The sequence below is a fragment of the Cylindrospermopsis curvispora GIHE-G1 genome, assembly GCF_014489415.1.
GTDB lineage: Bacteria > Cyanobacteriota > Cyanobacteriia > Cyanobacteriales > Nostocaceae > Raphidiopsis > Raphidiopsis curvispora_A.
The window spans coordinates 2,554,153-2,578,154 of sequence record NZ_CP060822.1 but is presented as its reverse complement, the minus strand read 5'-3'; the positions used below and the strand labels follow the sequence as shown (position 1 = coordinate 2,578,154).

The window sequence follows — 24,002 nt, the reverse complement described above, 5'->3', positions numbered from 1 at the left end:
AGAAGAGAGATTTAACAAAGATTCTTGAGTAAGTCGGTGAGTGGAATTAAACATAAGATGAAGGTAGGTTGGGTTGAGGAACGAAACCCAACGCCCCCACGGGTTACCCTACCACTAAGCCATCCTACAAATAATTGTGCCTCCCTACTTACCTTCAAGACCAAGAATCTAAATCAAGAGATTGCATCCCACGATTACTAACAAACTCTAGTAAACTACCCAGTTGGAACCAGACAAACAAACAAGTTGCCAGACTCAATGGTAGACCTATACCCAAAGCGAGGGGGGAGGGAAAACCAAATATTTCCAATCCAGAAGACATAAATAAACAAACGCCCCCTGTAATTCCTATAAATGGCAATAACAATTGTTTTAAAGAACCGGATGATTTAATGGGTTCTATCTGATTAGCTGGCCACTTCTGTACAATTACCTTTAAGGTACCAGATAAAGCAAAACCAGAAGTTAATGCGGCCAGAAAACCTACCAGTAGTAAAATATAAGGTGGTTGGAGAGGATAGTAATACATGAAAACTCCTGATTTTTAAAAACTAACCAACAAAAACGAACTGGACTAAGTGGGTGGGTGGAATTAAATATAAGATGAACGTAGGTTGGTTTGAAGTATGAAACCCAACACCCGCACCGGTTACGCTACCGCTAACTCATCCTACAAATAATTGTGCCTCCCTACCTCCCTACTTATTATTCAGCGATGACAGAGGAAAGAAAAGAACTTGCTCTGGGTAAAATAGCTGCTACACTTTCCCGCGAGAACTCGGTCAACATATTGAGAGCTACGTTGAATAAACGATTGGGGGGTAAATCATCTTTGACTAACTCCCATAATCTTTGTACCTCATCAGTATGCAAACGGTCGTCTTCAGTCAACGCTAAAACCAATTGACGACGCAAGAATTTACCTTCTTCAGAAAGTAAATACTGTAGACCCATTTTCGCCGTGGGAACTACATCAAACTCCCCATCTGTACGAGCAATGGAAATCAAATTCTCTAACCTTTGCCATTGGAACTTACCATTTTTAAATAGTACGTTCAACAACCGTCTTCTTAAAGCAGGTGATTCACCAGTCAGTAGACGACGTGCTATGTATGGATAGCCAACTTCCACAATTTTAAAATTGCGGTTAAGACTCAACGCAATCCCTTCCTGGGTTACCAGGGAACGAATAATTAAAGCAAATTTGGCGGGAACTCGGAAGGGGTAATCATACATTAATTCCGAAAACTCATCAGTGATAGTTTTAAAGTTAAAATCCCCAACATTCTTACCAATCGCATTCCCCAAAACCGCTTCTAACGCTGGAACAATAGGACTAATATTTGTCCCGGGGGCTAAAAAACCCAAACTGACAAAATCTTCAGCTAGGTCGGCGTAATCCTTATTCACAAGATGCACCAGCGCATCCACCAAGGTTTCCTTAGTAGTTTCCTCCAACTGATCCATCATGCCAAAGTCAATGTAGGCCATGCGACCATCATCCACCGCAAATAAATTACCCGGATGGGGATCTGCATGGAAAAAGCCATATTCTAATAGCTGTTGTAAACCAGAAGTCACCCCAATTTGAATAATACCTTCAGGATTTAAACCAGCTTGACGAATCCTTTCTGTATCCGTCAGTTTATAACCGTTAATCCATTCCAGGGTTAAAACTCGATGACTACTATAACTCCAGTAAATAACTGGTACTTTTACTTGGGGGTTGTTGCGAAAATTATGGGCGAATTTCTCTGCATTACGCCCTTCATTCATGTAGTCTATTTCTTCAAATAATTTGGTGCCAAATTCATCGACAATTAGTGTTAGGTCATGACCAAGATTGAGAGGTAACCATGGACTTAACCAAGTAGCTGCCCACCGCATTAAGTATAGGTCTTTTGTAATGATTGGTCTCAGGTTAGGGCGTTGTACCTTTACAGCGATTTCTTCACCTGTTACTAAAGTTCCCCTATATACCTGGCCCAAACTAGCTGCTGCTACTGGTTGGGGTGATAGTTTGGTAAATATCTCATCAATGGACCTATTGAGATCAGTTTCTATAATACTTAGGGCTATATCGTGATCAAACGGTGGTAACTGGTCTTGCAGTTTTACCAGTTCCTCCAAAAAGTCCTTACGGATTAAATCTGGTCGAGTGGATAGAGCTTGACCAACTTTGATAAATGTTGGACCTAAGTTGGTTAACAGTTTTCGCAACTGGGTGGCTCTTTTTCCCCTATTTTGCTCAACCTGATTTCGCCATTCATCCCACTTAAGGCTGAATATAAAGACCGCAAAAGAAAACAGGATTCTCAGCAGTCTTACTAAAGCTAACCAGGGACGGTAACGATAGTAACTTGCGATCGCTTCTGGATTGTACTGCTTTAATTGAGCAGGTTGGTAATGACCCACGTCTTTGCCTCTACAACTGGGAATTTGAGCTTTTATTTACTAACTGTTTACGTGGGTATATTGCCCCCTTTCATGGGATTTAGATATCCCATAAAATAATTGCCAATCACCCATTTCCAGGCAATATTAGCCATCATAGGGCGGTTTTTATTACCTAGGTTAGTTTATCTTTTTGTTAATTATACTTTATAAAACTACAAACTTTGGTCTGATAGCAAGGGTATTTTATCTTTTCTTAACTATTACCTGATTTTACCTTACGTGTAGACGTAGCCATCTGTTAAGAGCGATAAGCACCATAAACTAGCACAGGCACTCTTTTATATGCAGGTGTACCGCTATTTATATCAATTTCTGCTTTAAATAACAGATTTGCCTCTGGATAAAACATAAATGCCACGCCTTGACGAATTCTACCACAAATAACTTCAATGCTATTTAGTTCCCCCGCATTACCTTTAACTGTGACCCGATCATTTTCTTTGAATCCTGCTGCGGCAATATCCTCAGCATTCATCAAAATACAATGGCGATGGGGCATATTTCTATACTTATCTTCATCACGATATACCACGGTATTATGCTGACCATAACTGCGTCCAGTTCCCAGTATTAAAACAGTTCCCGGATGATTTTCTGGAACTCCAAAATAGGATTTATTTGGTAAAGATAATTGTGGTAGGGTTGTGACAAACATTTGTGCTTTACCATCGGGAGTATTAAATTTTGGTTCTGAAAAGACTCGCCCATCAATGGTAAATTCTTCTTGAGTTTGGTCAATCTGCCCAATTTTTTGATAACCGGGAATGGTTTTGGCGATAAGTTCTCTGATATAGATTGGATCTTGCAATTTACGCCAATTGATTGGACCTTCTTGATGGGAAATATGGGCAATTTCTGTAATTAACTCTACTTCTGAAATTAAATCAGACTCCCGGGAAGATAGATGTGTTCTACCTGCATCATTTAATCGCACAAAATTGTTTCCCGATTCCGTAGTGGTCTGGTGGGGATTTTCAAATCTGTTAAAAACTGGTAAGATTAGGGTCTGAACCTTTGCCAATCCATGAAAATGTCCTAGATTGGGTTTTGTCCCCACATAAAATATAGTTTCTATTTCAGATAATGCCTTTTTAGCCTGTTGTAAATCTGGATTAGCTGCATATAAATTGCCTCCCAAACAAAACAGGGTATCTACCCGACCTTTTTCTGCTGCTGTGATTAAATCACGGGTATGATAGCCAGGGGTATTATTGAGGGGTTTTCCCAGCAATTGGGATAGTGCTTCCCTAACTTCTTCCCGCAAGTTTACAGTTACACCCATAGAGCCAAATCCTTGAACATTGGAATGGCCCCGAATGGGCATTGTTCCCGCTCCGATTTTACCAGCATTACCTGTCATCAAGGCAGTATTTGCAATGCTGAATATGTTCTCGACTGCGTTCTTATGTTGGGTTATACCCATTGCCCAGGCAAAAACTACGTTTTTTGATTTACCAATTAAATAAGCTGCTGCACTAATTTCTTCCTGAGATAATCCGCAGGTTTTAGTAATTTCTTCCCAAGATGTGTGTTGGGCATAATCTAGGATTTCTTGCCAATTTTTTGTGTGAGATTGTAGGTAGTTATTTTGAATTAAATTTTGCTCAATTAGGGATTTTTGCAAACCAACAAATAGGGCAACATCACTACCAGGAATAGGCTGTAAATATAAAGTTGATATATCCGAACCACCAGTGAGTAGTAATTTGATGGGAAAAGCAGGAGAACCAAATTTGACCAAGCCAACTTCTATCTGGGGATTGATAATAATTATCTTACCTCCCCTGTCCCGTAATTTGATTAACTCGTTCATTAATCTTGGATGATTAGCAGGCGCATTAGATCCAACTAAAACTATGCAGTCACTGTGTTTTAAGCTCTCTAAACTGACCATGGAAGTGCCAGAACCAAAAACTTGCTTTAACCCCACGGTTGAAGGAGCGTGACACAAATCTGAACAGTCAGCTAAATTATTACTCCCCAGCGATCGCATGAATAATTGCAACAGGTAAGCTGCTTCGTTAGAAGAACGCCCAGAGCTGTAACTGGCAATTCTCTGTGGTGTGATACTGAAAGATTTTCGAGCAATTTGATAAACCTCTGACCAGCTGATAGGTTGATAGTGGGATGCTCCAGATCTGAGAATAAGTGGATAGGTTAATCTACCCAATTTGTCGCATTGTTGGGAAGTAAGTTGTTGTAATTCGTTAATAGTGTACTGCTCAAAAAATTCTAGTTTGATTCCCGGTTGCAATTCAGCAGCGATCGCCTCTACACTTTTAGCACAACGTTGTAAGTATTCTCCCGACTCATTAACAAATCCGCCTTTTTGTCCACCAGTTCCCCAGGCGCAGGATAAACAGGCACTTTTATGATTCAGGGTTTGCCATAATTTAGGTCCTTGGGGGGTGAGGGTTTTTTCTACCCAGTATTGAATTACAGGTATTCCTCCTCCGGAGGGAGATTTTGAATTTGCGGTTAAATCATCCATAAAATCTAACTCAATTTCTTGACCTAAGTACCTTATAGTATAGGACATTAAGTTGAATTCCGTTGACTAACAAGTAACTGCAAAAGAAGATTGTAGATAATATTAGGATTATGGCGAAATTCTCGCGCTGGGTTGTTTTTGGAGTGACTTTGCTTTTTTTAGCCAAAACTCTCCAAAATCATTGGTTGGAAGTGAACTCTCTGAGTCTAGTTACAATTAAGTGGAAAACTTTGATTCTAGCCACCATAGTGACATTACTTGCACACACTTGGGCGGGGTGGGTATGGACATGGATTCTGAAAGATTTAAATCAGTCTGTACCTACTGGTCTATTTATCCGAGTGTATTTAAAAACTAATGTCGCTAAATATTTGCCTGGAAATGTTTGGCATTATTATGGAAGAATACTAACAGCTAAAAATACCAATATTCCCACACTGGTAGCCACCTTGAGTGTCCTGTTAGAACCCCTACTCATGGCTACAGCAGCTTTATTTAATATTATTTTACTCCCTAATAAATTATCTTTTATATCTCTTACTTTTAATCATATTCCACCCCAAATTCTGCAATTTATCAGTTTATGTCTACTGCTAGGTGCCATACATCCAGCGGTCCTAAATCCCGCACTGGGCATACTATATCAGATAAAGAGTAAAATTAAGTTACCTAAGAAAACTCCCCTTCCAGTAAATTCCTCGATTCAGCCCATTAATAATTTAATTCTTGAGCACTATCCTTTATTACCTTTAATGGGTGAATTGATATTTGTATACTTACGGGGAACAGGGTTTATTTTAACTATTTCTGCTGTCAGTAATGTGGATATGAGTCAAATCCCTGTATTAATGGGTTCTTTTAGTCTGTCCTGGGTTTTGGGTCTAATCATCCCTGGTGCTCCAGGCGGTATAGGTGTATTTGAAGCCACTGCTATTCTGGTTCTAGACGATGTTTTCCCACCTGCTATCCTACTTAGCGCGATCGCATTGTATCGTCTTATCAGCATTTTAGCGGAAACAATTGGTGCTGGTATTGGCTACCTAATCTAGTTTTTTTGCTAAATTTGCCCATCCGGTGGTACTATGGTGCTGTTGCTAAACTCCTAAATCATGTCATCTAAGTTACTTTTTGTCTGTCTTGGCAATATTTGTCGTTCTCCATCAGCGGAGAATATTATGAATTATCTGATCGATAAAGCAGGTCTAAGTAATGAAATTCATTGCGATTCAGCTGGTACTTCCAACTATCACATTGGCAGTCCACCCGATAGAAGAATGAGCGCGGCAGCATCTGCTAAATTGGGTATTGACCTACTTGGAAAAGCCCGTCAGTTCCAAAGATCTGACTTTGAGGATTTTGACCTGATTTTGGCTATGGATAAACATAACTATGGAGATATTCTTTCTCTAGACCCTTCAGGAAGGTATCATCACAAAGTCCGTCTTATGTGCGACTTTTGCTCTGAACATAGTTTCCAGGAAGTCCCTGACCCCTATTATGGAGGACCGGAGGGATTTAATCAAGTAATAGATTTACTTATGGATGCTTGTAATGGACTGTTAAAACATATAAAAAATCAATAATCCCATTCCTCAACTAATCTACTATACCATGCTTTATAGCAAATCTTACCAGTTCAGCTCTGTTATTACTAGAAGTTTTTCTCAATAAACTACTGACATATTTCTCTACTGTACGTGGACTCAAATATAATTTACTGCCAATTTCTGCATTAGATAGCCCATGAGTCAACAACTCCAAAACCTCTCGTTCTCTGGTACTTATGGACATGAGTATGTGAGAGTCCGGATGATTTAAAGTCTCAATCATAGGAATAGATGGGGAAACAGCTCTGGTTTTATCATCAGGGGAAAAACTGCCAGGGATCTGACTGGATAAACAATATTCCGATTGAATAATTTGCGATCGCCCTAACAGATTACGAATAGCAGCGGCCAACTCCTCCAACTCAAAAGGCTTAGGTAAATATAAATCACATCCCGACTGATAACCGAGAATTCTCTCTTGAGTTTTGGTTCTAGCAGTCAAGAGAATAACAGGTAACAGACGAAACTCAATGTTTTGACGTACTTGACGAACCAATTCATAACCATTCATACGTGGCATAATAATATCTGTCACCATCAAATCCAGATGTTCTTGTTTTATAATGGATAGGGCGTTTTCACCATTATCAGCTGTCAGTACGGAATACCCACACAGTTCCAAATAATCACTAATCGAGAGACTAGTGCCAATGTCATCATCGACCACAAGGATTTTTAAAGGCATTAAAACCGGATCCCCAGCATTTTTATTACGGAATATTTAAAGATAATAATTGAACAAGAATATATATCTAAACTTAGCACACTTACCACTTTTAGGAAATTAACGCCATTCCCCAGAAAGATGATTTACTAGTATAGTCAAAGATATAGTTACTTCATACCAACACTATTTAAGAATATAATGTTATAGTGTTGCTCTGAACTCATATTGGTCTTAGCAGGCAAATTAGGCAAATAAAATGACGAGTATTTACACGTACTTGTCAGGTATATTTTCTTTACAGTACAGAAGTAAAATTTTCAATGAGTGATAAAAACGAAGGTTACAAGATTATTAGTGATAATAGACAGGCCCGTTATTTGTATGAAATCCTAGAAACCTACGAAGCAGGAATTCAGCTAACTGGTACGGAAGTGAAATCAATACGAGCGGGTAAAGTCAACCTACAGGATGGATACGCCTTGCTGCGCAATGGAGAAGCATGGCTAATCAATGCTCATATTTCTCCTTATACAGCCAGTGGACAATATTTCAATCATGAGCCGAGACGCACCCGAAAACTGCTCCTACACCGACTAGAAATTCGTAAGCTGATAGGCAAAGTGGAACAACAAGGTTTAACCTTGATCCCATTAAAAATGTACTTCAAAAGGGGCTGGGTAAAGATCAGCATTGGTTTATGCAGAGGGAAGAAAGTCCATGATAAACGGGAAGATTTAAAGCGTCGTCAAGATCAGCGTGATATTCAGCGGGCGATGAAGAATTACTAATTGCACTAATCGAGTGGATAGTTTTCCACCTTGTTTTTCTTATTGCCAGTCTTGACTAGTATCGCACATAAATCCATGGGAAATCGCTTGTTCAAACTGGTAGGGACAAACTTGGGGAAAAGTTCTCAATGGTAGGTTAGTTTCTCGTAGAGCTAAATCAACTCCCCCTTCAAAAGCATCCTCCAAAGCGTGGGGGATGCGGGATTTTAAGGTGGGATTACGTTGAAAATGACGGTGGATAGCACGGCGCTGTTCTCTAATAGTTAGAAACCAACTGCGACAACGATTCTCCGGTTGGTATTCCCACTTGAGCAGGTGTCCCAACAAAACCGTAAGACGACTAACTAGTTCCCGATATTCCTGTCTTCCCAACCCTTCTAACTCCGTCTGCAAATTTTCCCAGTCCAGTTGAGATACTTGTCTTTGGGAAATTGCTCTGAGTTGCCATTGAATCCAACCATAAAAGTCTTGTTCGTATTGGGGAGGAACTTCAGAGTTCATAGGCGATATGCTCCGTCCTAATTTATTTCTCCACGGTTTTCGGTCAAGGGATTCCAGTAGCTAGCCACTATGGCCACCATTAACCACCAAAGAGTATTCACCTCTGGACGATACCATACCGTATCTACAGTACCATGACCTAGCATACCAAATATAGCCGCGATCGCTCCTATTAACCAAAGTCCATCCTGATTTCTCACCTTGAGAAACTGGCGCATTTGAACCAGTCCTGAGTTGATAATGACAATAATCAACCAGATAAAACAAGACAAACCAACAAAACCACTTTCTACAGCTGTTTCTAGGAAAATTGAATAGGCACTCAAAGCACTATAGCGGGGACGTTGGTAAAGGGGATAGATTTTATTAAAAGAATTATGTCCTGGACCAATACCAATAATTGGGCGATCGCGAATCATTTCCAAAACTGCATCCCAGACATTACGGCGAAAATTATTACTACTATCCTGACGGTCAGCAAAAATACTAACCAATCGCAGTCTAACTGGTTCAACAAAAATTACTGCCAGCAGAAGAGCGCCGATAAAAGTTCCCAGTAGAATTGGCAATAACCAAGTGCGCCAAAATGGAGACAGTTGTACACTCCACCAATAAGCTAACAACAGCATAGCAGCCAAAATAGCGATTAGCATACCGATCCAGCCACCGCGACTAAAGGTCAAAACCAAGCAAGAAGCATTTGCGGCTAACATAATTACGGCTAGAGACTTTCTAATCCAACCGTGCCAGGCGAAAATGGCCACTAAACTTAAAGCCACTGCGGGGATGAGATACCCAGCCAATAAATTGGGATTACCTAGATAACTGTAAACCCTAGTGGTTTTAGATAAAGTTGATTCTGGATCAACCCAGGTAGCCAAGGCCTTAGCCCCGAAAAACCATTGTCGAATGCCATATACACTAACAAGGAGGGATACATGTAAATACAGGGTAATTAACCAGGTGCGAACGCGGTGAATTCTCAGGGATCTAGCACACAGGGCAAAAAGCAGTAAATAGAGTGTTAAAGTTGCCAAATCGCTAAAAGCTGCCTTTTTGACAGGGGATAAACCCGCTGAGACCACGGTGATAAACCAATAGAGCAGAACCACCAGATGAATTGGGGTAAAGGAAATTTTAGATAGATTAGTTTCATCTGATATAGTTAATATTAACCATAATGCTGCAGCTGCTAGTAGCAATATTCCAGTTAAAGTGCTAGACACAAAAGGTGACAATCCGTAAATTAGGCTGATTAAAGCAGCAGAGAGCATATCTCCCCATTGCATCAGCCAGCTGGTTTGACGCCAAGGACTTAGAATACCCACCAACTTATGTAGATAGCTAGTATTGACATATTCTTTTAGGGGTAAGGAGGATAGTGTAAATCTTTCCCAAAGTAAATTCATAAATGGTGATACCCACAAAATTAGGTTAAAACTGACGATCCCAAAGAAAATCTGTAATTTCTATGAATTTTGACATGGTGTCGCTTGCATAAACTAAAACTATGGTGGTAATAGTTCTAATTGTAATTATAGCTTTAGCTATAACACTAAACAATACAGACTGACAGTAACTAACATCATTTTAACTACAGCAATGGAAGAACTCATCTCGAACACGGTAACATTGTCACGCATACAGTTTACACTAACCGCAATATTCCACATGCTCTGGCCAGTGCTAACAAATGGCCATATACTTAGTGGTAATCGAGGGATTGTGGTTAAAAACTCGCAGCCTAGAATACTACCACCACGCCCGCTTCTGGTCTAAATTATATGTTCTCAACTTTGGCATTGGTGTTGCATCTGGGTTAACGATGGCATTCCAATTTGTTCTTGGGCACCCTTTTCCGAGTAAGTGGGAGATTTTTTTGGTACCGTCCTGGGTTTTGAAGGCACAATGGCATTTATGCTATTTGGCTGGGATCGAGTCCCACCAGTTATTCATTGGATATCCACCATTCTAGTGGCTTTTGGAGCTAATCTCTCTACCTTCTGGATTCTATCAGCAAATTCTTGGCTACAGACCCCAGCAGGCGTTAAGCTTCTCCGGTAAGTTTGTTGTTAAAGACTACTTCCAAGCGATCGCCAATCATTCCTCCCAGTGTGACCATTTATTAAGCAGCAGCAGCACCAAGTTCTTTGGTATTTATGTTGACACTTATCAGTTTTCTTATTCCCGTAGTTTTGTTTTATAACACTTATAACTACGTAGTATTTCGAGGCAAAATTATTAACCAGGAGTAGTGATATAATTGCTCATCATATAGATCTGCAAACTAGAGTAGTCTATTTGATGAGCACAAAAAGCTTAGGCAATAATAGCGGTAAACTACTGCGATTACACGTATTATGAAACTTTACCTTTATCTTTTAGCTGGTATCAGTTCCGCTCTGCTGGGTTGGAATATAGGACAGTTTTTCATCACTGACCTAGGTTTGTTTCCCCAATATCCAGAAATTACTCTGTTTCCCTGTATAGCAGTTTCCCTTTCCTGTAGTATGGTGCTCAACGAAATATTCATCAGTAATCCTACTAGGGTGAAACGCAGTTTTGAGACTGCTAAACCACCTCTATTAATTGCCACGGGATTAGGTATTATTTCTGGCTTAGTGGCTGGTATTATATCGCAAATTCTGTTTTGGCCAGTGATTCGCGTACCTACTCCTATTGTTAGAACCCTAGGATGGTTATTAATCGGGGTTTCCGTTGGTTTAGCGGAGGGCTTAACTTGGCGTTGGCACAGCATGGAAGCATCAGGGAAAAAACGCCTGCAACAAAGACTGAAAATTAGTGTTATTGCTGCAAGTGGAGCAAGTTTAATCGCAGCAGTTTTATTTGAAATAGTCCGTTTGGCTATGGGTAAAATGCCACCAGATTTGAAGAGTATAGAAGACATCATTGGTTTCAGCATTCTAGGCCTATTATTGGGTGCGGTTTTTAGTGTGACTAATTCTCCTAGTTATATTGCAGCTTTACGAGCAGGTAAAGGTTTTGAGTATAAAGACTTTAGAGAAGATACCCAAGATGTTCTAACAGAAGATCAATCTTATTTTTCCTATCCATTGATTAATAGTAATAGCCATCAACTGTCATTTGTTAACAATGTGGAAGAAAATGAAGAAACTAATGATATTAAGTCCAATGAGATTCAAGAAGGTTTATCTATTCAACTACCTGCTAGGGGAAGAATCAGAATAGGATCTGATAGCATGAATACAGATATTACCATTCCTGGATTACCTCCCCACATTGCCGATATTGAAATACAAAAAAGAGCTGCTAATTTGATTCCTGATAGTGAATTTTTCCAGGCGATCGCAGTTAATGGGGTTACCCTCAGGCACAATCGCCAAGTTTCTTTAAGGCATAATTACCTATTGACTTTATACACAGTTAATCAAGCAGGTGTCAAGCAAGAGAAATATTATCGTTTTGTCTACTACAATCGTTTTCTTGATCCCCAGGCATAATATAGCTGTACCCAAGTTAATGGGGAAGAAATGTGGGTGTTAATTCATATTGAAATTCAAAGTCAATATGAGGAAGAATAAGGACTAACCCAATATTAGGAGGTAGAAATGTTGAATCTAGTTAAAAAAAATTACATATGGAGTTATTTCCGGTTAAAAACTTGTTTAATTGGCAAATCTTTGACTCTATCTTTGTTTTTAATCAGCAGTTTAATTAGTCCCACCTTAGCGGGAATTAAAAAGGCTGAGATTGTGGATAGTCCTACTATTAAAGATGATAGGGTTACCATTAAAATCAAAGTGTTAGGAGAAGAAAGTAGGCCAGTGATGGGTTTACAGAGAAATAATTTTGAGTTAAAACTGGATGGCAAAAAACTCAAATTTAAACCCAAGGACTGGAAAAGTCCAGAAGAAACAGTACCGCCCCCCGCTTGGATTATTGTTTTACTAGATTTTAGTGGTAGCATGAATCAGACAGATAGTGGTGGTAGTAAGAAAATCACAGGTGCAATTAATGCAATTGGGCAATTTGCTAAAGTTTCTAGTGAGAGGGGAGGAGATACACAAATCTCCATAGTTCCCTTTGGTGAAGCGGGGAAAAATTGTCCAGAATATCCTGTAGATAAGGATACGTTGGACAAATTTATATCAGCTAGTGATTTTAAACTGCAAAATAGTTTGGAATATTTATCTAGTTTGAACCCTTGTGGATCTACCAATTTATATCAACCTTTAAAGAAGGCCTTGCAGTTTTTAGGTAATCCAGAAGACCCCCGGTTTACCCTACCAGAAAATTCATCAGCTTCCCCACCAAGACTATCAATCATTCTGTTATCCGATGGCTATCACAATGCCATGAATGAATATCGAGATTTTAGTGAATTAAAATCCCTTTTGAAAGATTATGAAAATATTACTGTACACACTTTAGGATATGGATTAACACCAGAACAATTGGGGGCAAAATATGGACTCAATCGACCAGCTACCCGTCAAGATGTTAATGCAGGTAAGGTTCCTGAAGCAGAATTTGTCGATCAAACAAGATTGGCAGAAATTGCTAAGTTGACCGGTGGAATTTCAGAGTTTTCTGGAGACGAGAAAGCAATAGCAGAGAATTTACAATTGTTTCTCAACGCCCTATTAGGAGAATACCAAATTAGCTATATCCAACCCAATGCAGAACGAGGAACTTTACATAAAGTCCAGGTACGAGTGAAAGATGGCAATAGTCAAGGTGACTCAAAGTCAATTGAATATATTATGCCCGTATTTGGGCGATCGCTCCCTTTTGCAAACCGTTTATTTATGGTCATATCCATATTGTTTATTGTAGTAGTTGGGGGAATAATTCCCTTTTATTACTGGGGAGAATATCTCAAGCGGGAGGCACAAGCGAATTAGTGCTAGTTTAGTTGTTGTTCCTAATTGCCAGTATAGTCCTTACAACCAATAGCTGCTTCGGTATTAGCTGTGTAAGGATTAACCGTGCATTTGAGACGATAATTATTGGTAAAGAACTGACAATTGGGACAAGGGATCTGGTGCATTTTTTGGGCGATTTCTACGGTATCCTTAGTTGCAGTCCACAAATTTACTAACAGTAGGGCTATTATACTCCATGCCATCACAAAGCAAATAGGGATTAACAATGGTTGTAGAATGTCAATTATCTGAATCAGAGCAGAAAATAAATTTAACATGGTAACAAGTCCAGTAAGGTAGCATTGTGGGGTTAATCTGGCGTTTTATCTTCCGTCAGCTTTATACCTCGGAGAATATTCAGTTAATAACCAAGGACTAATATCACATAACACCTCCCCCATGGCCCAGTGCTAGACCGGTAACTAGCATTCCCAAAACTAGAAACGGTTGGGCACTGGCCTGATATTTGACATCATTAGCGATAGGATCTCTCAGGAAATACATATCCTGGAAAGTAATTTGGGGAATGATTAATAATGCCAAAATTGCCGCATATAGATTTTCATGAATGCTGACTAGATAACCTGCTACTAAACCTTGGAATAAATCTATCATTACCACACAAATTAGGGCCGCAGTTTGAATGCCAAACATCACAGGTAATGAATTTAAACCTAACTGGCGATCGCCTTCCACACTTTTAAAGTCATTGACAATAGCAATACCCAAACCAGCCAAACTGTAAAATAGGGTAAGAACCACAATTTTCCAATTTAATTCACCAAATAAAGCATGACCCGCCCACCAAGGTAAGGCAATATAACTAGCACCCAAAGCATAGTTACCCAACCAACCATTTTGTTTTAACTTCAATGGAGGAGCTGAATAAATATAGGCAACGAAAGAGCCAAAAACCGACAGCATCAAAACATTAGGAAATGTGTGACCTGCCCATATATCTAAAATATAAGCAACTCCATAACCCAATAATAATAAAATTACAAACTGACTAACTACTTGTTTTTCAGAAATTGCTCCGGAAGGAATCGGGCGGTAAGGTTCATTGATAGCATCTATTTCTCGGTCATAATAATCATTAATGGTTTGGGTGTAACCAGTTAGTAAGGGACCTGAAAGTAACATACAAAGTGCTGCTTTCAAAACATTTTCTAAGCTCCAGCTGTAGTTACCAGAAGAAGCTGCACCACAGACCACGCCCCAAATTAAGGGAATCCAGGTAATAGGTTTCATCAACTGTAACCGAATTTTCCAGATGGATGTTTCTCCGGATGCTGCACCTTTCATTCCTAAAAGTTGACGAGTTTTAGATGTGCGTTCTCCTGAATTTTCTGTATCTATGGATTCTTGATTTATGGATTCCACTGTTGGGGGCTGAGAATTGTGATTTACAGGGGCGGATTCAGACATAAGACCTACTTAATCTTTTTAAAAAGAAATAATCAAATAACTATTTTGAAACTTAGCTCCGGTAATGGGTTTACCACTAAGTGCTGGGGGTAAAAAGATATTGCGGCGATGGTCTCCTGCTTCTATGGTCACCTCCGGACCAGATTGAGTTAGTTTCACCTGTTTTTTGTCAAATCCTGGTAAAAACAGTCGTACCTGTTTATTATGTACGTCTATTTCTATCGGCTTAGGAGCCTTAGCTGCTTGTTCAACAAAGTTTGGTAAAGCATCAATCATTGGTTGCCAGTTTCCCGAGCATATATCGGGAACCATACTAACGGGTAAGGGAGCAAACTCTGTGGATAAATTATTGCTTGTATCGGCAGATAAGAGAATTATTCCCCCAACAGTTAAACCAACTTGTTGGGCAGTCCCCCAAAGATAACGGGCATTGGCTACATCAATAGAGTCTGCTGTTGTCACTAAAAAGCCACAGACACGAGTAGGATCAGCTAAGGCTGCTTTCCCCTGATCAAGAAAGTTATTGATTTGGTTAGCTGGCTGAGCAAAGTTTTCAGCAGTCCAATTCACATTAAACAGGCTAGTAATTACCGGTTGAATCAGTGGTGACTCAGAAATTGCCCTACCTAAATCAGAATTCGCTAACAACTGACGAAAACGTCGAATATACCAGCTAAGAGATTCAGGCATTCCCAGCATCCTCAAGGTAAAAATATCGCCAGTACCATCATAGATAATTACGTCATATTTGCCACTGGCATCATATTCACGAATAGCATTGAGCGCTAGAGCATTGTCCATACCTGGCAATACTACCAATTCCTGTCCGTACACGTCTTGAATAATGGGCGTACGTAGATATTGTGCCTCTAGCTTTTTTACCTCTTCCCAATTTCGCTCTAGCATAACAGAGACCTGAAACTGCACTGCTTCTAAATTAGGAGCAATTTGTTCAGGGTCCACAGATAGACTAGTTCCTAATAAAATCGGTAGTGTGGGATCCGCTAGTCCTGCTAGAAGTACCCGTTTTCCCTGATTTGCCAAAAACCGGGCCGCAGCGATCGCTATTTTGCTGCGACCAATACCATTTTTACCTAAAAATGTTAGTATCAATGCCATCGCGTAAGTTCCAAATACTGTCAACTCCAATTTAACACTAACTAGGAGATTTTAGCTTATGCTTTGAAGTATATTTAGGAGACTGGTTTGAGTTCATCCTCAAAAAACCAAGTGCTGGTCTTATCCTCAAATGTAACTACAAAACCCACACCACTACCATCGGTTATTTTATAATCCTCGATGACACCAACCTTCCCTAATTTTCCAGCTATATCAGAGGATACGCGATCGCGCAAACGAAACACTTTTACTTCCTGTCCAACTTTCATAGGTGACACTCCAATAGTCCAAATTTTATTTTACCTGAATCTAGTACCTTATTTACAGACAGCATTTTCGTGAAAATTTTTCGGGAACAGAGGTTCCAGAACCCAACTATGTAAATCACCATTCCCAACTCCCTTGTATTGTTGCAGTCATGCTTTTTTCACTCATTTCAAAGACAATTTTAGTATTCTTGTGTTGATACATTGCCTCCATGGATGCTTTCCACTGATCATGATCTAAGTCAGTGTAGAGTTCTCCACTCTCAGCTTTAGCGCTGATAGTAAACTGATGGTTTTTTTTGTGGCGGGGATCAGTAATGTCCTCATGATTGTTGAACAAGTCTTTGGCTGTCATAGATTCAACCTTTTCTTTGGTATTAATAAAACCATAATATATCAAATACTTAATTCTTGAACTAAAATATGAACCACAAAAATCAACCATTTACCCATGATCCAGAAAATGCTGGTTGGTTAATATCTCAACAATCTATGTAAGATTTGCTGCAAGACTGCAGCAGTCCAATCAATATCCGCTACTGTGGTTTCTTTCCCTATGGTTAATCTAATTCCTCCTAAAGCCAATCTCTCACCGTAACCCATGGCCACTAACACTGGACTGGGAGTTAATTTACCGCTGTTACAAGCTGCACCCGCACTAATACCAATACCAGCTAAATTTAACTGACGTACTAGAGTCTTACCACTGATTTTTTCTCCGTCCGCATACTCTATACAAAAACTAACATGGTGTGGCAATCTTTCCACCATGTCCCCCGTGGGAATTAAACCCGGAATATCTGCTAACTTACTAAACAGGCGATCGCGCAACTGAATTAATCGTGGTCTTTCTATTTCCAGTTCTTGACCTGCCAATTTTGCAGCTACCCCAAAACCTGCTATAGCTGGTAGTGCTTGTGTACCAGAGCGGAGATTATTCTCTTGACCTCCTCCACCTAGTAGGGGTATTAACTCCACCCCTGGACGAACATATAAAGCACCTGCACCCAAAGGACCATAAATTTTATGACTAGATAAGCTTAATAGATCTACTGGTAGACTATTGACATCTAATGGTAATCTTCCGCCAACTTGTACGGCATCAGTATGAAATAAAACATTGTTTGACTTAGTTATTTTAGCCAGGTCCAATATGGGTTGCACCGTACCCACTTCACTTTGTCCATAAATGATAGATACTAGAACAGTGTTATCCCTAAAGGCTAATTTTAGATCTTCCGGATTAACCCTAGCTTTTCTATCCACTTGTAACCGGGTAATCTGCCAACCCCAACTTTCCAGCATGCTTATGGGTGCCGAAATTGCCGAGTGTTCCACACTGGAGATAATGATATGTTGAGGTTGGTGATAATATTGTGCCACGCCCATAACTGCTAAATTGTCTGATTCAGTTCCCCCCGAAGTGAAAATGATGGATTCTGGAACAGCATTGATTAACCCTGCTACTTGTATTCTGGCAGTTTCCAAAATTAATGCTGCACGATTACCCCATTGGTGCAAGCTGGAGGGGTTACCCCATTGTTCTTTTAACACTGATTCCATTATGGCAATGGCTTCTGGACGGGTTGGAGTAGTTGCACTGTAATCTAAATAAATTTGCATAGCATTAGCATTAATAGTGGGGGGAAAGGTGGCCAGAAGTGCTGTATTGCCCTATAATAACATATTGTATAACGGTGATACTTGTTTTTAAAAATGGCTTTAGGAATGTTTTTTAAAAATTTTATCAGCTGACTATGTCCATACCATCTAAGTTGAAAAATTCCTTTTATATCCTCTTATTTGTTTCCACCATCAGTGGTTGTCAAAAAATCCCATCCTCCCGTCAGCTTCTACCACCCCTACCCCAGGATCCATTGATTCAAGTTTACTTCAATCATGCCCAATCTTCAGAGTATCAAGAAAGCTACCGTTTGCAAACCCGTTTAGGGGATGATTTAGAAAAACAAATCATCCATAGCATTTTACAAGCAGAATCCACCATAGATGTAGCTGTGCAGGAATTAAGATTACCAAAAATTGCCGAATCATTAATAGAAAAACAACGGGCTGGTGTGCAAATTAGGTTAATCTTAGAAAACCAGTATTCTTTTCCTTGGCAAGATTTAAACTCTCGGGCAGTACAAAAGTTACCTTGGAGAGAGAAGAACCAACACCAAACATTGAGATCCCTTATAGATATTAATAAAGACGAGAAAATTACCTCTGAGGAAATTAAACAACGAGATGCCATAGCCATGATTCAGAATAGCCAAATTCCCTGGATAGATGATACTGCTGATGGTTCTAAAGGTAGTGGTTTAATGCACCATAAGTTTATGGTTATAGATGGTAAATTCGTGATTATTAGTTCTGCCAATTTCACCCCTAGTGATACTTTTGGAGATGTGAATAATCCCCATAGTTTCGGCAATGCTAATAACTTAGTGAAAATTAACAGTCCAGAACTGGCCAATTTATTCACCCAAGAATTTAACATTATGTGGGGTGATGGACCAGGAGGTAAATTAGATAGCAAATTCGGACTGAAAAAACCTCAGCGTTCGTGGCAAAAGATTACCGTAGGTAATAGCCAAATAACCGTAAAGTTTTCCCCTCTTTCCCGTACCCAAATCTGGAGCAAGTCTACTAATGGATTAATCGGTAGAACTCTTAATATGGCAATTGAAAATATAGATATGGCATTATTTGTGTTTTCTGACCAAAAAATTGCCAACATCTTGGAAAATCGCCATAATCAAAATGTTAATATCCGAGCTTTAATAGATGCTCAATTTGCTTACCGCTACTACAGTGAAGGTTTAGATATGATGGGTATATCTATTAGTGATAACTGTAAATATGAAAAGGATAATCGCCCCTGGCAAAATCCTATTACCACGGTAGGAGTACCCAGTTTATTACCAGGGGATGTACTACATCATAAGTTTGCAGTTATTGACCAGCAAATAGTAATTACTGGTTCTCATAACTGGTCAGAAGCTGCAAATCATAACAATGATGAAAGTTTAATTATTGTGGAAAATCCCACGGTAGCAGCACATTTTCAAAGGGAATTCCATCGTCTTTACCAAACTATTAAACCAGAATTACCTTCTGCAATCAAAGCTAAAATAGACCAGGAAATACAAGAATGTTTGCCAGTAGAAACACAAAGAGAAAATCTTTAACAAAAAAAATCTCTATCTTGTTGATAAAGATAGAGATGGAGTTTATTGAATACCTTATTGAATTGTGAACATCTTACAGAGCATTACCACGTGGCAATACTTCCTCGGGGAACACAAACTGTTCATGAGGTTGGTCTTGGGGCGCCATCCAAGCTCGGATACCCTCGTTTAATAAAATGTTTTTGGTATAGAATGTTTCAAACTCTGGGTCTTCTGCTGCCCGTAGTTCTTGGGATACGAAGTCATAAGCTCGCAGGTTTAATGCTAAACCTACAATCCCTACAGCACTCATCCACAATCCGGTAACGGGTACAAACAACATGAAGAAGTGTAACCAGCGCTTGTTGGAAAAAGCAATCCCGAAAATCTGTGACCAGAAACGGTTTGCTGTCACCATGGAGTAGGTTTCTTCTGATTGGGTAGGATTGAATGCGGGGAAGGTGTTGGAACCTTCTCCATCTTCAAATAGGGTGTTTTCTACTGTTGCACCATGGATAGCACATAGTAAAGCTCCACCTAAGATTCCTGCTACACCCATCATGTGGAAGGGGTTTAAGGTCCAGTTGTGGAAACCTTGGAGGAATAATAGGAAGCGGAATATGGCTGCTACGCCAAAACTAGGTGCAAAGAACCAGCTGGATTGTCCCAAGGGGTACATCAAGAAAACGCTAACAAATACGGCAATCGGACCAGAAAATGCCAGGGCGTTATAAGGACGAATACCTACTAGTCTAGCAATTTCAAATTGACGCAACATGAAGCCAATTAATCCAAAGGCACCATGTAAAGCAACAAAGGGCCATAAACCACCCAGTTGACACCAGCGGGTAAAATCACCCTGAGCTTCTGGACCCCACAGGAATAATAGGGAGTGTCCCATACTGTCTGCAGGGGTGGATACTGCTACTGTTAAGAAGTTAGCTCCTTCTAAGTAGGAGGAAGCTAAACCATGGGTGTACCAAGATGTAACGAAAGTAGTACCGGTTAACCAACCGCCTAAAGCTAGAAAGGCACAGGGAAATAGTAATACTCCTGACCAACCTACAAATACAAAGCGATCGCGTTTTAACCAGTCATCTAACACGTCAAACCACCCTCTGGAAGGGGCGCGTCCAACTGCAATAGTCATGGAAAATCTCCGTATCTTATAATTACGATTCTAGAAAGCGTGTGGACGGTTGTAGATGGTTATAATACGACCTTCCCCAAGCGGACTTTCAACTGGACTGTATAATCCAGTTTACAATTTTTTACTGTCTGTAAATTATCATAAGTGCAAATCTCTAATTTTTCTAGGGGTAATAAATTTTTTTTTGGTTTTTTTTAATTTTCCTTAATTTTTTTTAATTTTTTCCCCTGACAGAACAGCGGTAGGATGGCTATGAACAGGTTAGAATAGTTCCTACGATCAGTCAAATTTAATTATTTGTAAATGTTTACTATCGACATAAGCATTAGAAACACCGCCTTCTCTATGTCAGTACAGCGTAAATCAGCGGAAGATGCCGAGGCTGTTTACCAACTGATTTTGGCGGCTATGGGATCTGGCAGTCCTGCTATTGTGGAACTTAAGTGTGAGGGCAAAACTGAAAAGAAAATTGCTGTCCTAGCCAGTGAAATTTCGGGAGTACAAATCATCCAGAAGGATGGTGTTGCTAGTAGTAGTGGCAAACTTCCTGGTTTTGCCGCCTTTACCGTTAAGGAGGAAACTCAGGTATAAGATGACATCATCAGGCATCGAAGTTGAACATTTAAACTTCTTTTGGCCTAATGGAGAGCAGGCAATTAAATCTTGCTCTCTTACTGTCCCTAAAGGTGAATTTTGGATGCTTTTAGGGACTAATGGTAGTGGGAAGTCAACTCTTTTGAGGTTAATTGCCGGTTTATTAGTTCCACAATCCGGTAGGATTGATGTTCTATCTCCTCTGGGTTTTGTCTTCCAAAATCCCGATCACCAGTTAGTTATGCCTACTGTGGGAGCTGATGTGGCTTTTGGACTGGTCGGGGAAAAACTTTCTACTCCTATGGTTAGGGCCAGAGTAGAGGACGCTTTGCAAGCGGTTAATTTGCTCTCTGTGGAACGCCGACCCATTTATGCCCTTTCTGGTGGACAGAAACAGCGTGTGGCTATTGCTGGAGCGATCGCTCGTCATTGTGAAGTCTTATTATTGGATGAACCCACCGCTTTATTAGACCCTGATAGTCAATTAGAATTAGTGACGACTGTGCGTCAATTGGTGAAAGCTCGGTCTATTGCTACTTTGTGGGTTACCCATAGACTAGAGGAGTTGAATTATTGTGATGGTGCTTTTTTATTAGAACAGGGGGTTTTAGTAGCAGCTGGGGATCCAGAACTCCTGAAACAGCGGTTAACCGGATCCCAATGAAAGCAGATTTTTTTGTTCTCTGTAGCATGGTGTAATCAGCATTGCTTCAATTCTTCAATTACTATGAATCTTATGGATGATTTTTGTCTATTTTAGTAATTGTGATTAGAAACCATGCCCCCTTCTACTATTCCATCCATTCTGCTGGTGGATGGCTACAACATTATAGGCTCATGGCCTTGTCTCAAAAAAACCCGTGATGATTCCAGCTTGGAAGCAGCTCGCGACCATTTGGTGGAACTAATCACCAACTATAGCGCGTTTGAAGGATACGAGTCTCATATAGTTTTTGACGCCCATTATCAGAATACCCCCAGCAATAGGGAAATGATTACTGATTTCCTCACCGTCCACTATACAGAGTTTGGACAGACTGCTGATACCTATATCGAAAAGGTCTGTGCGGGTCTACGTCACCAAGTTGCACAATGTTTAGTTTCTCGTGTGATTGTGGCCACTTCAGACCGGGCCCAACAGTTAGTAGTTCAGGGCTATGGTGCGGAGTGGTTATCAGCCAGACAATTATGTAACCAGGTAGAAGCAAAGGTTTGTCAGATGCGTAATCAACACCAATCACGAAAAAAATCTAAAGGTAGATTTTTGTCCCATTCTATAAATGATGAAGCTAGACAAAAGTTAATTCGTCTAAGAATGGGTCTGTAGGCTTGGTTCTGTGTGAGTCCATCGCTGAAAAACAAAATTGGCAAATCAATGAAAAAATTTTCGCCGAGGTACTTGACATTGTCTGAATGTTGGTTTAGTATTATTAAACATGATGAGTTTTCCTCAGTAGCTCAGCGGTAGAGCGATCGACTGTTAATCGATTGGTCGCTGGTTCGAATCCGGCCTGGGGAGTTATTCCTGGTTTTCTGTATACCAATGGTGGAGGTTTTGTACCTGCACCCTACGGGAAACCCGTCGATATTTCTTGCTTTCCAGTTTTGGCTCGTAATGATTCTCACCCTGACCTTTAGTCTTTAATTTCAGGGTTGACTCAGGGTCAGACTGCTGTTGACAAAAGGTTTGGTAGGCCATCGCCTCTTGCAAAAATTCCAGGTAGTGTTCATATCTTTCCCAATCGCTAGTGACTATACAACCTGGTTCGTCTCGATGTAAACAATCACTAAATCTACAACTCCCCTTCTCTAGCAATTTTCTACCTTCGGGAAAATAGTAGATTAACTCTTCTGGAATGAAACCCAAATCTGGTTGATTAAACCCCGGGGTGTCCGCTAACAAACCACCATTGGGTAACTCGAATAATTCTACATGACGAGTGGTATGACGACCACGGGCCAACTTACCAGAAACCTTTCCCACCCTCAAGTTTCCCTGAGGAATTAATTGGTTAATCAAACTGGACTTCCCCACACCGGAAGGACCAGCAATTACCGTGATTTTATTTTTTAAATATTCCCTAGCTTCCTCAATATTCATACCCTCTTGGACGCTCAAAAAAATTGGCTTGTATCCCCAACTCTCTAAGCGATCGCCAATTGCCCTTCTTTCATCCTCTTGGATTAAGTCACATTTATTTAAACATAACCGAAGATCTATACCAGTAGACTCGCCCTTAATTAAAAATCTACTTAACTGTAGAGGTTCCAAAGGGGGATCCGCAAGTGCAAAAACTAATAGAATTTGATTTACATTGGCGATCGCTGGTCTATCCAATTCAGTTTTTCGCGGTAAAACATCAGCGATCGCACCTCTTCCCCCCATCCAGTCAGGTTCTTCCACCAGTACCTGATCCCCCACCATTACCTGCTGACCAATTTTCTTCAATCTGGTTCTGCGAGTGCACAGGAGAGTGGGAATTAGTCCCCCCTGTAACTGCACACGATAAAAATTGGCCTGCACAGCCAAGACCGTACCCACCAACTCTTGATTGGTAGCAATCCTATGTCCTGTCATAATCTCATAAAGTTTAATGATATCATCAGGCTGGGGGACGACGTACTAATAAGGAAAAATACTCACATTTGTCAGTAATATTTTCTACCTGAAACCCAGCCATAGTCAGGCTGTCGGGAACCTGCTCAATTGGTTCACCTGGATCCAGCCATACCTCGAGTAAACTGCCATCAGACATTTGTTCCAGGCGCAACTTCGTCCGTACAAAATTAATAGGACAAGGGGTCCCACGTAAATCCAATTGGTCATCAGGGGTCATCAGAAAGGACAAGCTCATGT

At 40.2% G+C, this 24,002-nt stretch carries 24 protein-coding genes, 1 tRNA gene and 2 pseudogenes; 12 read left to right on the top strand and 15 right to left on the bottom strand.

What is annotated here, in order from left to right; all coding sequences use genetic code 11:
• Positions 1–154 precede the first annotated feature (154 nt).
• The 3 genes from IAR63_RS11455 to IAR63_RS11445 all read right to left on the bottom strand — a co-directional run bounded on the left by IAR63_RS11455 (position 155) and on the right by IAR63_RS11445 (position 4,948).
• Positions 155–529 carry a hypothetical protein gene (locus tag IAR63_RS11455; RefSeq protein ID WP_006277756.1) on the bottom strand — a complete coding sequence of 125 codons (375 nt, stop codon included), beginning with the start codon at positions 527–529 and terminating at the stop codon, positions 155–157.
• Between the two features lie 176 nt (positions 530–705).
• On the bottom strand, positions 706–2,415 hold the full coding sequence (locus IAR63_RS11450) for an ABC1 kinase family protein (RefSeq protein ID WP_187705364.1): 1,710 nt from the start codon (positions 2,413–2,415) through the stop codon (positions 706–708).
• Between the two features lie 280 nt (positions 2,416–2,695).
• Positions 2,696–4,948: an FdhF/YdeP family oxidoreductase gene (locus tag IAR63_RS11445; protein ID WP_115539054.1), complete on the bottom strand. Its 2,253-nt coding sequence runs from the start codon at positions 4,946–4,948 to the stop codon at positions 2,696–2,698.
• A gap of 110 nt (positions 4,949–5,058) precedes the next feature.
• On the opposite strand from IAR63_RS11445, the gene IAR63_RS11440 reads away from it, so the two are divergent.
• Positions 5,059–5,997, top strand: a complete 939-nt coding sequence (locus IAR63_RS11440) for a putative bifunctional lysylphosphatidylglycerol flippase/synthetase (protein ID WP_187705363.1) — start codon at positions 5,059–5,061, stop codon at positions 5,995–5,997.
• 60 nt (positions 5,998–6,057) lie between these two features.
• Positions 6,058–6,531: a low molecular weight protein-tyrosine-phosphatase gene (locus IAR63_RS11435; protein WP_096546653.1), complete on the top strand. Its 474-nt coding sequence runs from the start codon at positions 6,058–6,060 to the stop codon at positions 6,529–6,531.
• Between the two features lie 13 nt (positions 6,532–6,544).
• On the opposite strand, the gene IAR63_RS11430 is transcribed toward IAR63_RS11435, so the two are convergent.
• The gene (locus IAR63_RS11430; protein ID WP_096546655.1) at positions 6,545–7,240 is read right to left on the bottom strand and encodes a response regulator transcription factor; all 696 of its coding nucleotides are present in this window, start codon (positions 7,238–7,240) and stop codon (positions 6,545–6,547) included.
• 302 nt (positions 7,241–7,542) lie between these two features.
• On the opposite strand from IAR63_RS11430, the gene smpB reads away from it, so the two are divergent.
• A complete protein-coding gene (gene smpB / locus IAR63_RS11425; protein ID WP_096546657.1) occupies positions 7,543–8,010 on the top strand; it encodes an SsrA-binding protein SmpB in 468 nt (155 codons plus the stop codon).
• Positions 8,011–8,049: 39 nt separating this feature from the next.
• Here the strand turns inward: smpB and IAR63_RS11420 are convergent, their stop codons facing one another.
• Both IAR63_RS11420 and IAR63_RS11415 read right to left on the bottom strand, forming a co-directional pair.
• Positions 8,050–8,511, bottom strand: coding sequence for a DUF29 domain-containing protein (locus IAR63_RS11420; RefSeq protein WP_187705362.1), 462 nt, complete (start codon positions 8,509–8,511; stop codon positions 8,050–8,052).
• Between the two features lie 17 nt (positions 8,512–8,528).
• Positions 8,529–9,920: an IctB family putative bicarbonate transporter gene (locus IAR63_RS11415; RefSeq protein ID WP_187705361.1), complete on the bottom strand. Its 1,392-nt coding sequence runs from the start codon at positions 9,918–9,920 to the stop codon at positions 8,529–8,531.
• Positions 9,921–10,113: 193 nt separating this feature from the next.
• On the opposite strand from IAR63_RS11415, the pseudogene IAR63_RS11410 reads away from it, so the two are divergent.
• From IAR63_RS11410 to IAR63_RS11400, 4 genes and pseudogenes are all read left to right on the top strand, one after another.
• A pseudogene (locus tag IAR63_RS11410) lies at positions 10,114–10,612 on the top strand (cytochrome ubiquinol oxidase subunit I); the annotation flags it as partial.
• Positions 10,611–10,766 (top strand): annotated as a pseudogene (locus tag IAR63_RS18445) (cytochrome d ubiquinol oxidase subunit II); the annotation flags it as partial. The pseudogenes IAR63_RS11410 and IAR63_RS18445, both read left to right, overlap by 2 nt.
• Positions 10,767–10,871: 105 nt before the next feature.
• Positions 10,872–11,993 carry a hypothetical protein gene (locus IAR63_RS11405; protein ID WP_187705360.1) on the top strand — a complete coding sequence of 374 codons (1,122 nt, stop codon included), beginning with the start codon at positions 10,872–10,874 and terminating at the stop codon, positions 11,991–11,993.
• A 108-nt stretch (positions 11,994–12,101) separates the two neighbouring features.
• Positions 12,102–13,397, top strand: a complete 1,296-nt coding sequence (locus IAR63_RS11400) for a vWA domain-containing protein (RefSeq protein WP_187705359.1) — start codon at positions 12,102–12,104, stop codon at positions 13,395–13,397.
• 20 nt (positions 13,398–13,417) lie between these two features.
• Here IAR63_RS11400 and IAR63_RS11395 read toward each other — a convergent pair whose 3' ends face one another.
• From IAR63_RS11395 to IAR63_RS11370, 6 genes are all read right to left on the bottom strand, one after another.
• The gene (locus IAR63_RS11395) at positions 13,418–13,696 is read right to left on the bottom strand and encodes a hypothetical protein (protein ID WP_187705358.1); all 279 of its coding nucleotides are present in this window, start codon (positions 13,694–13,696) and stop codon (positions 13,418–13,420) included.
• Positions 13,697–13,799: 103 nt separating this feature from the next.
• The gene (chlG, locus tag IAR63_RS11390; protein ID WP_187705357.1) at positions 13,800–14,846 is read right to left on the bottom strand and encodes a chlorophyll synthase ChlG; all 1,047 of its coding nucleotides are present in this window, start codon (positions 14,844–14,846) and stop codon (positions 13,800–13,802) included.
• An 18-nt stretch (positions 14,847–14,864) separates the two neighbouring features.
• Positions 14,865–15,965: a Get3/ArsA fold putative tail anchor-mediating ATPase NosAFP gene (locus IAR63_RS11385; RefSeq protein ID WP_187705356.1), complete on the bottom strand. Its 1,101-nt coding sequence runs from the start codon at positions 15,963–15,965 to the stop codon at positions 14,865–14,867.
• A gap of 74 nt (positions 15,966–16,039) precedes the next feature.
• Entirely contained in the window at positions 16,040–16,234 is a 195-nt protein-coding gene (gene petP, locus IAR63_RS11380) for a cytochrome b6f subunit PetP (RefSeq protein WP_187705355.1), read from the bottom strand.
• A gap of 115 nt (positions 16,235–16,349) precedes the next feature.
• Complete coding sequence (locus IAR63_RS11375; RefSeq protein WP_235678251.1) at positions 16,350–16,586, bottom strand: hypothetical protein; 237 nt, start codon at positions 16,584–16,586, stop codon at positions 16,350–16,352.
• Between the two features lie 119 nt (positions 16,587–16,705).
• Complete coding sequence (locus IAR63_RS11370) at positions 16,706–17,854, bottom strand: cysteine desulfurase family protein (RefSeq protein WP_187705353.1); 1,149 nt, start codon at positions 17,852–17,854, stop codon at positions 16,706–16,708.
• A gap of 134 nt (positions 17,855–17,988) precedes the next feature.
• Here IAR63_RS11370 and IAR63_RS11365 point away from each other — a divergent pair, with 134 nt between their 5' ends.
• Entirely contained in the window at positions 17,989–19,422 is a 1,434-nt protein-coding gene (locus IAR63_RS11365) for a phospholipase D-like domain-containing protein (RefSeq protein WP_187705352.1), read from the top strand.
• A gap of 73 nt (positions 19,423–19,495) precedes the next feature.
• Here the strand turns inward: IAR63_RS11365 and psbD are convergent, their stop codons facing one another.
• The gene (gene psbD, locus IAR63_RS11360) at positions 19,496–20,551 is read right to left on the bottom strand and encodes a photosystem II D2 protein (photosystem q(a) protein) (protein WP_006276274.1); all 1,056 of its coding nucleotides are present in this window, start codon (positions 20,549–20,551) and stop codon (positions 19,496–19,498) included.
• A gap of 303 nt (positions 20,552–20,854) precedes the next feature.
• Here psbD and IAR63_RS11355 point away from each other — a divergent pair, with 303 nt between their 5' ends.
• The 4 genes from IAR63_RS11355 (at position 20,855) to IAR63_RS11340 (ending at position 22,664) form a co-directional block, all read left to right on the top strand.
• Positions 20,855–21,142 (top strand): UPF0367 protein family, encoded by a 288-nt coding sequence (locus IAR63_RS11355; protein ID WP_096546613.1) that lies wholly within the window; start codon positions 20,855–20,857, stop codon positions 21,140–21,142.
• Position 21,143: 1 nt separating this feature from the next.
• Positions 21,144–21,809 (top strand): energy-coupling factor ABC transporter ATP-binding protein, encoded by a 666-nt coding sequence (locus tag IAR63_RS11350; protein WP_096546615.1) that lies wholly within the window; start codon positions 21,144–21,146, stop codon positions 21,807–21,809.
• Between the two features lie 114 nt (positions 21,810–21,923).
• Positions 21,924–22,472 carry an NYN domain-containing protein gene (locus IAR63_RS11345; RefSeq protein WP_061546595.1) on the top strand — a complete coding sequence of 183 codons (549 nt, stop codon included), beginning with the start codon at positions 21,924–21,926 and terminating at the stop codon, positions 22,470–22,472.
• Between the two features lie 120 nt (positions 22,473–22,592).
• Positions 22,593–22,664, top strand: a tRNA-Asn gene (locus IAR63_RS11340).
• Here the strand turns inward: IAR63_RS11340 and rsgA are convergent.
• Both rsgA and IAR63_RS11330 read right to left on the bottom strand, forming a co-directional pair.
• Positions 22,665–23,723, bottom strand: coding sequence for a small ribosomal subunit biogenesis GTPase RsgA (rsgA, locus tag IAR63_RS11335; protein WP_187705351.1), 1,059 nt, complete (start codon positions 23,721–23,723; stop codon positions 22,665–22,667). It abuts the tRNA gene before it with no gap.
• Between the two features lie 25 nt (positions 23,724–23,748).
• Complete coding sequence (locus IAR63_RS11330; RefSeq protein ID WP_187705350.1) at positions 23,749–24,000, bottom strand: sulfurtransferase TusA family protein; 252 nt, start codon at positions 23,998–24,000, stop codon at positions 23,749–23,751.
• Positions 24,001–24,002 lie beyond the last annotated feature (2 nt).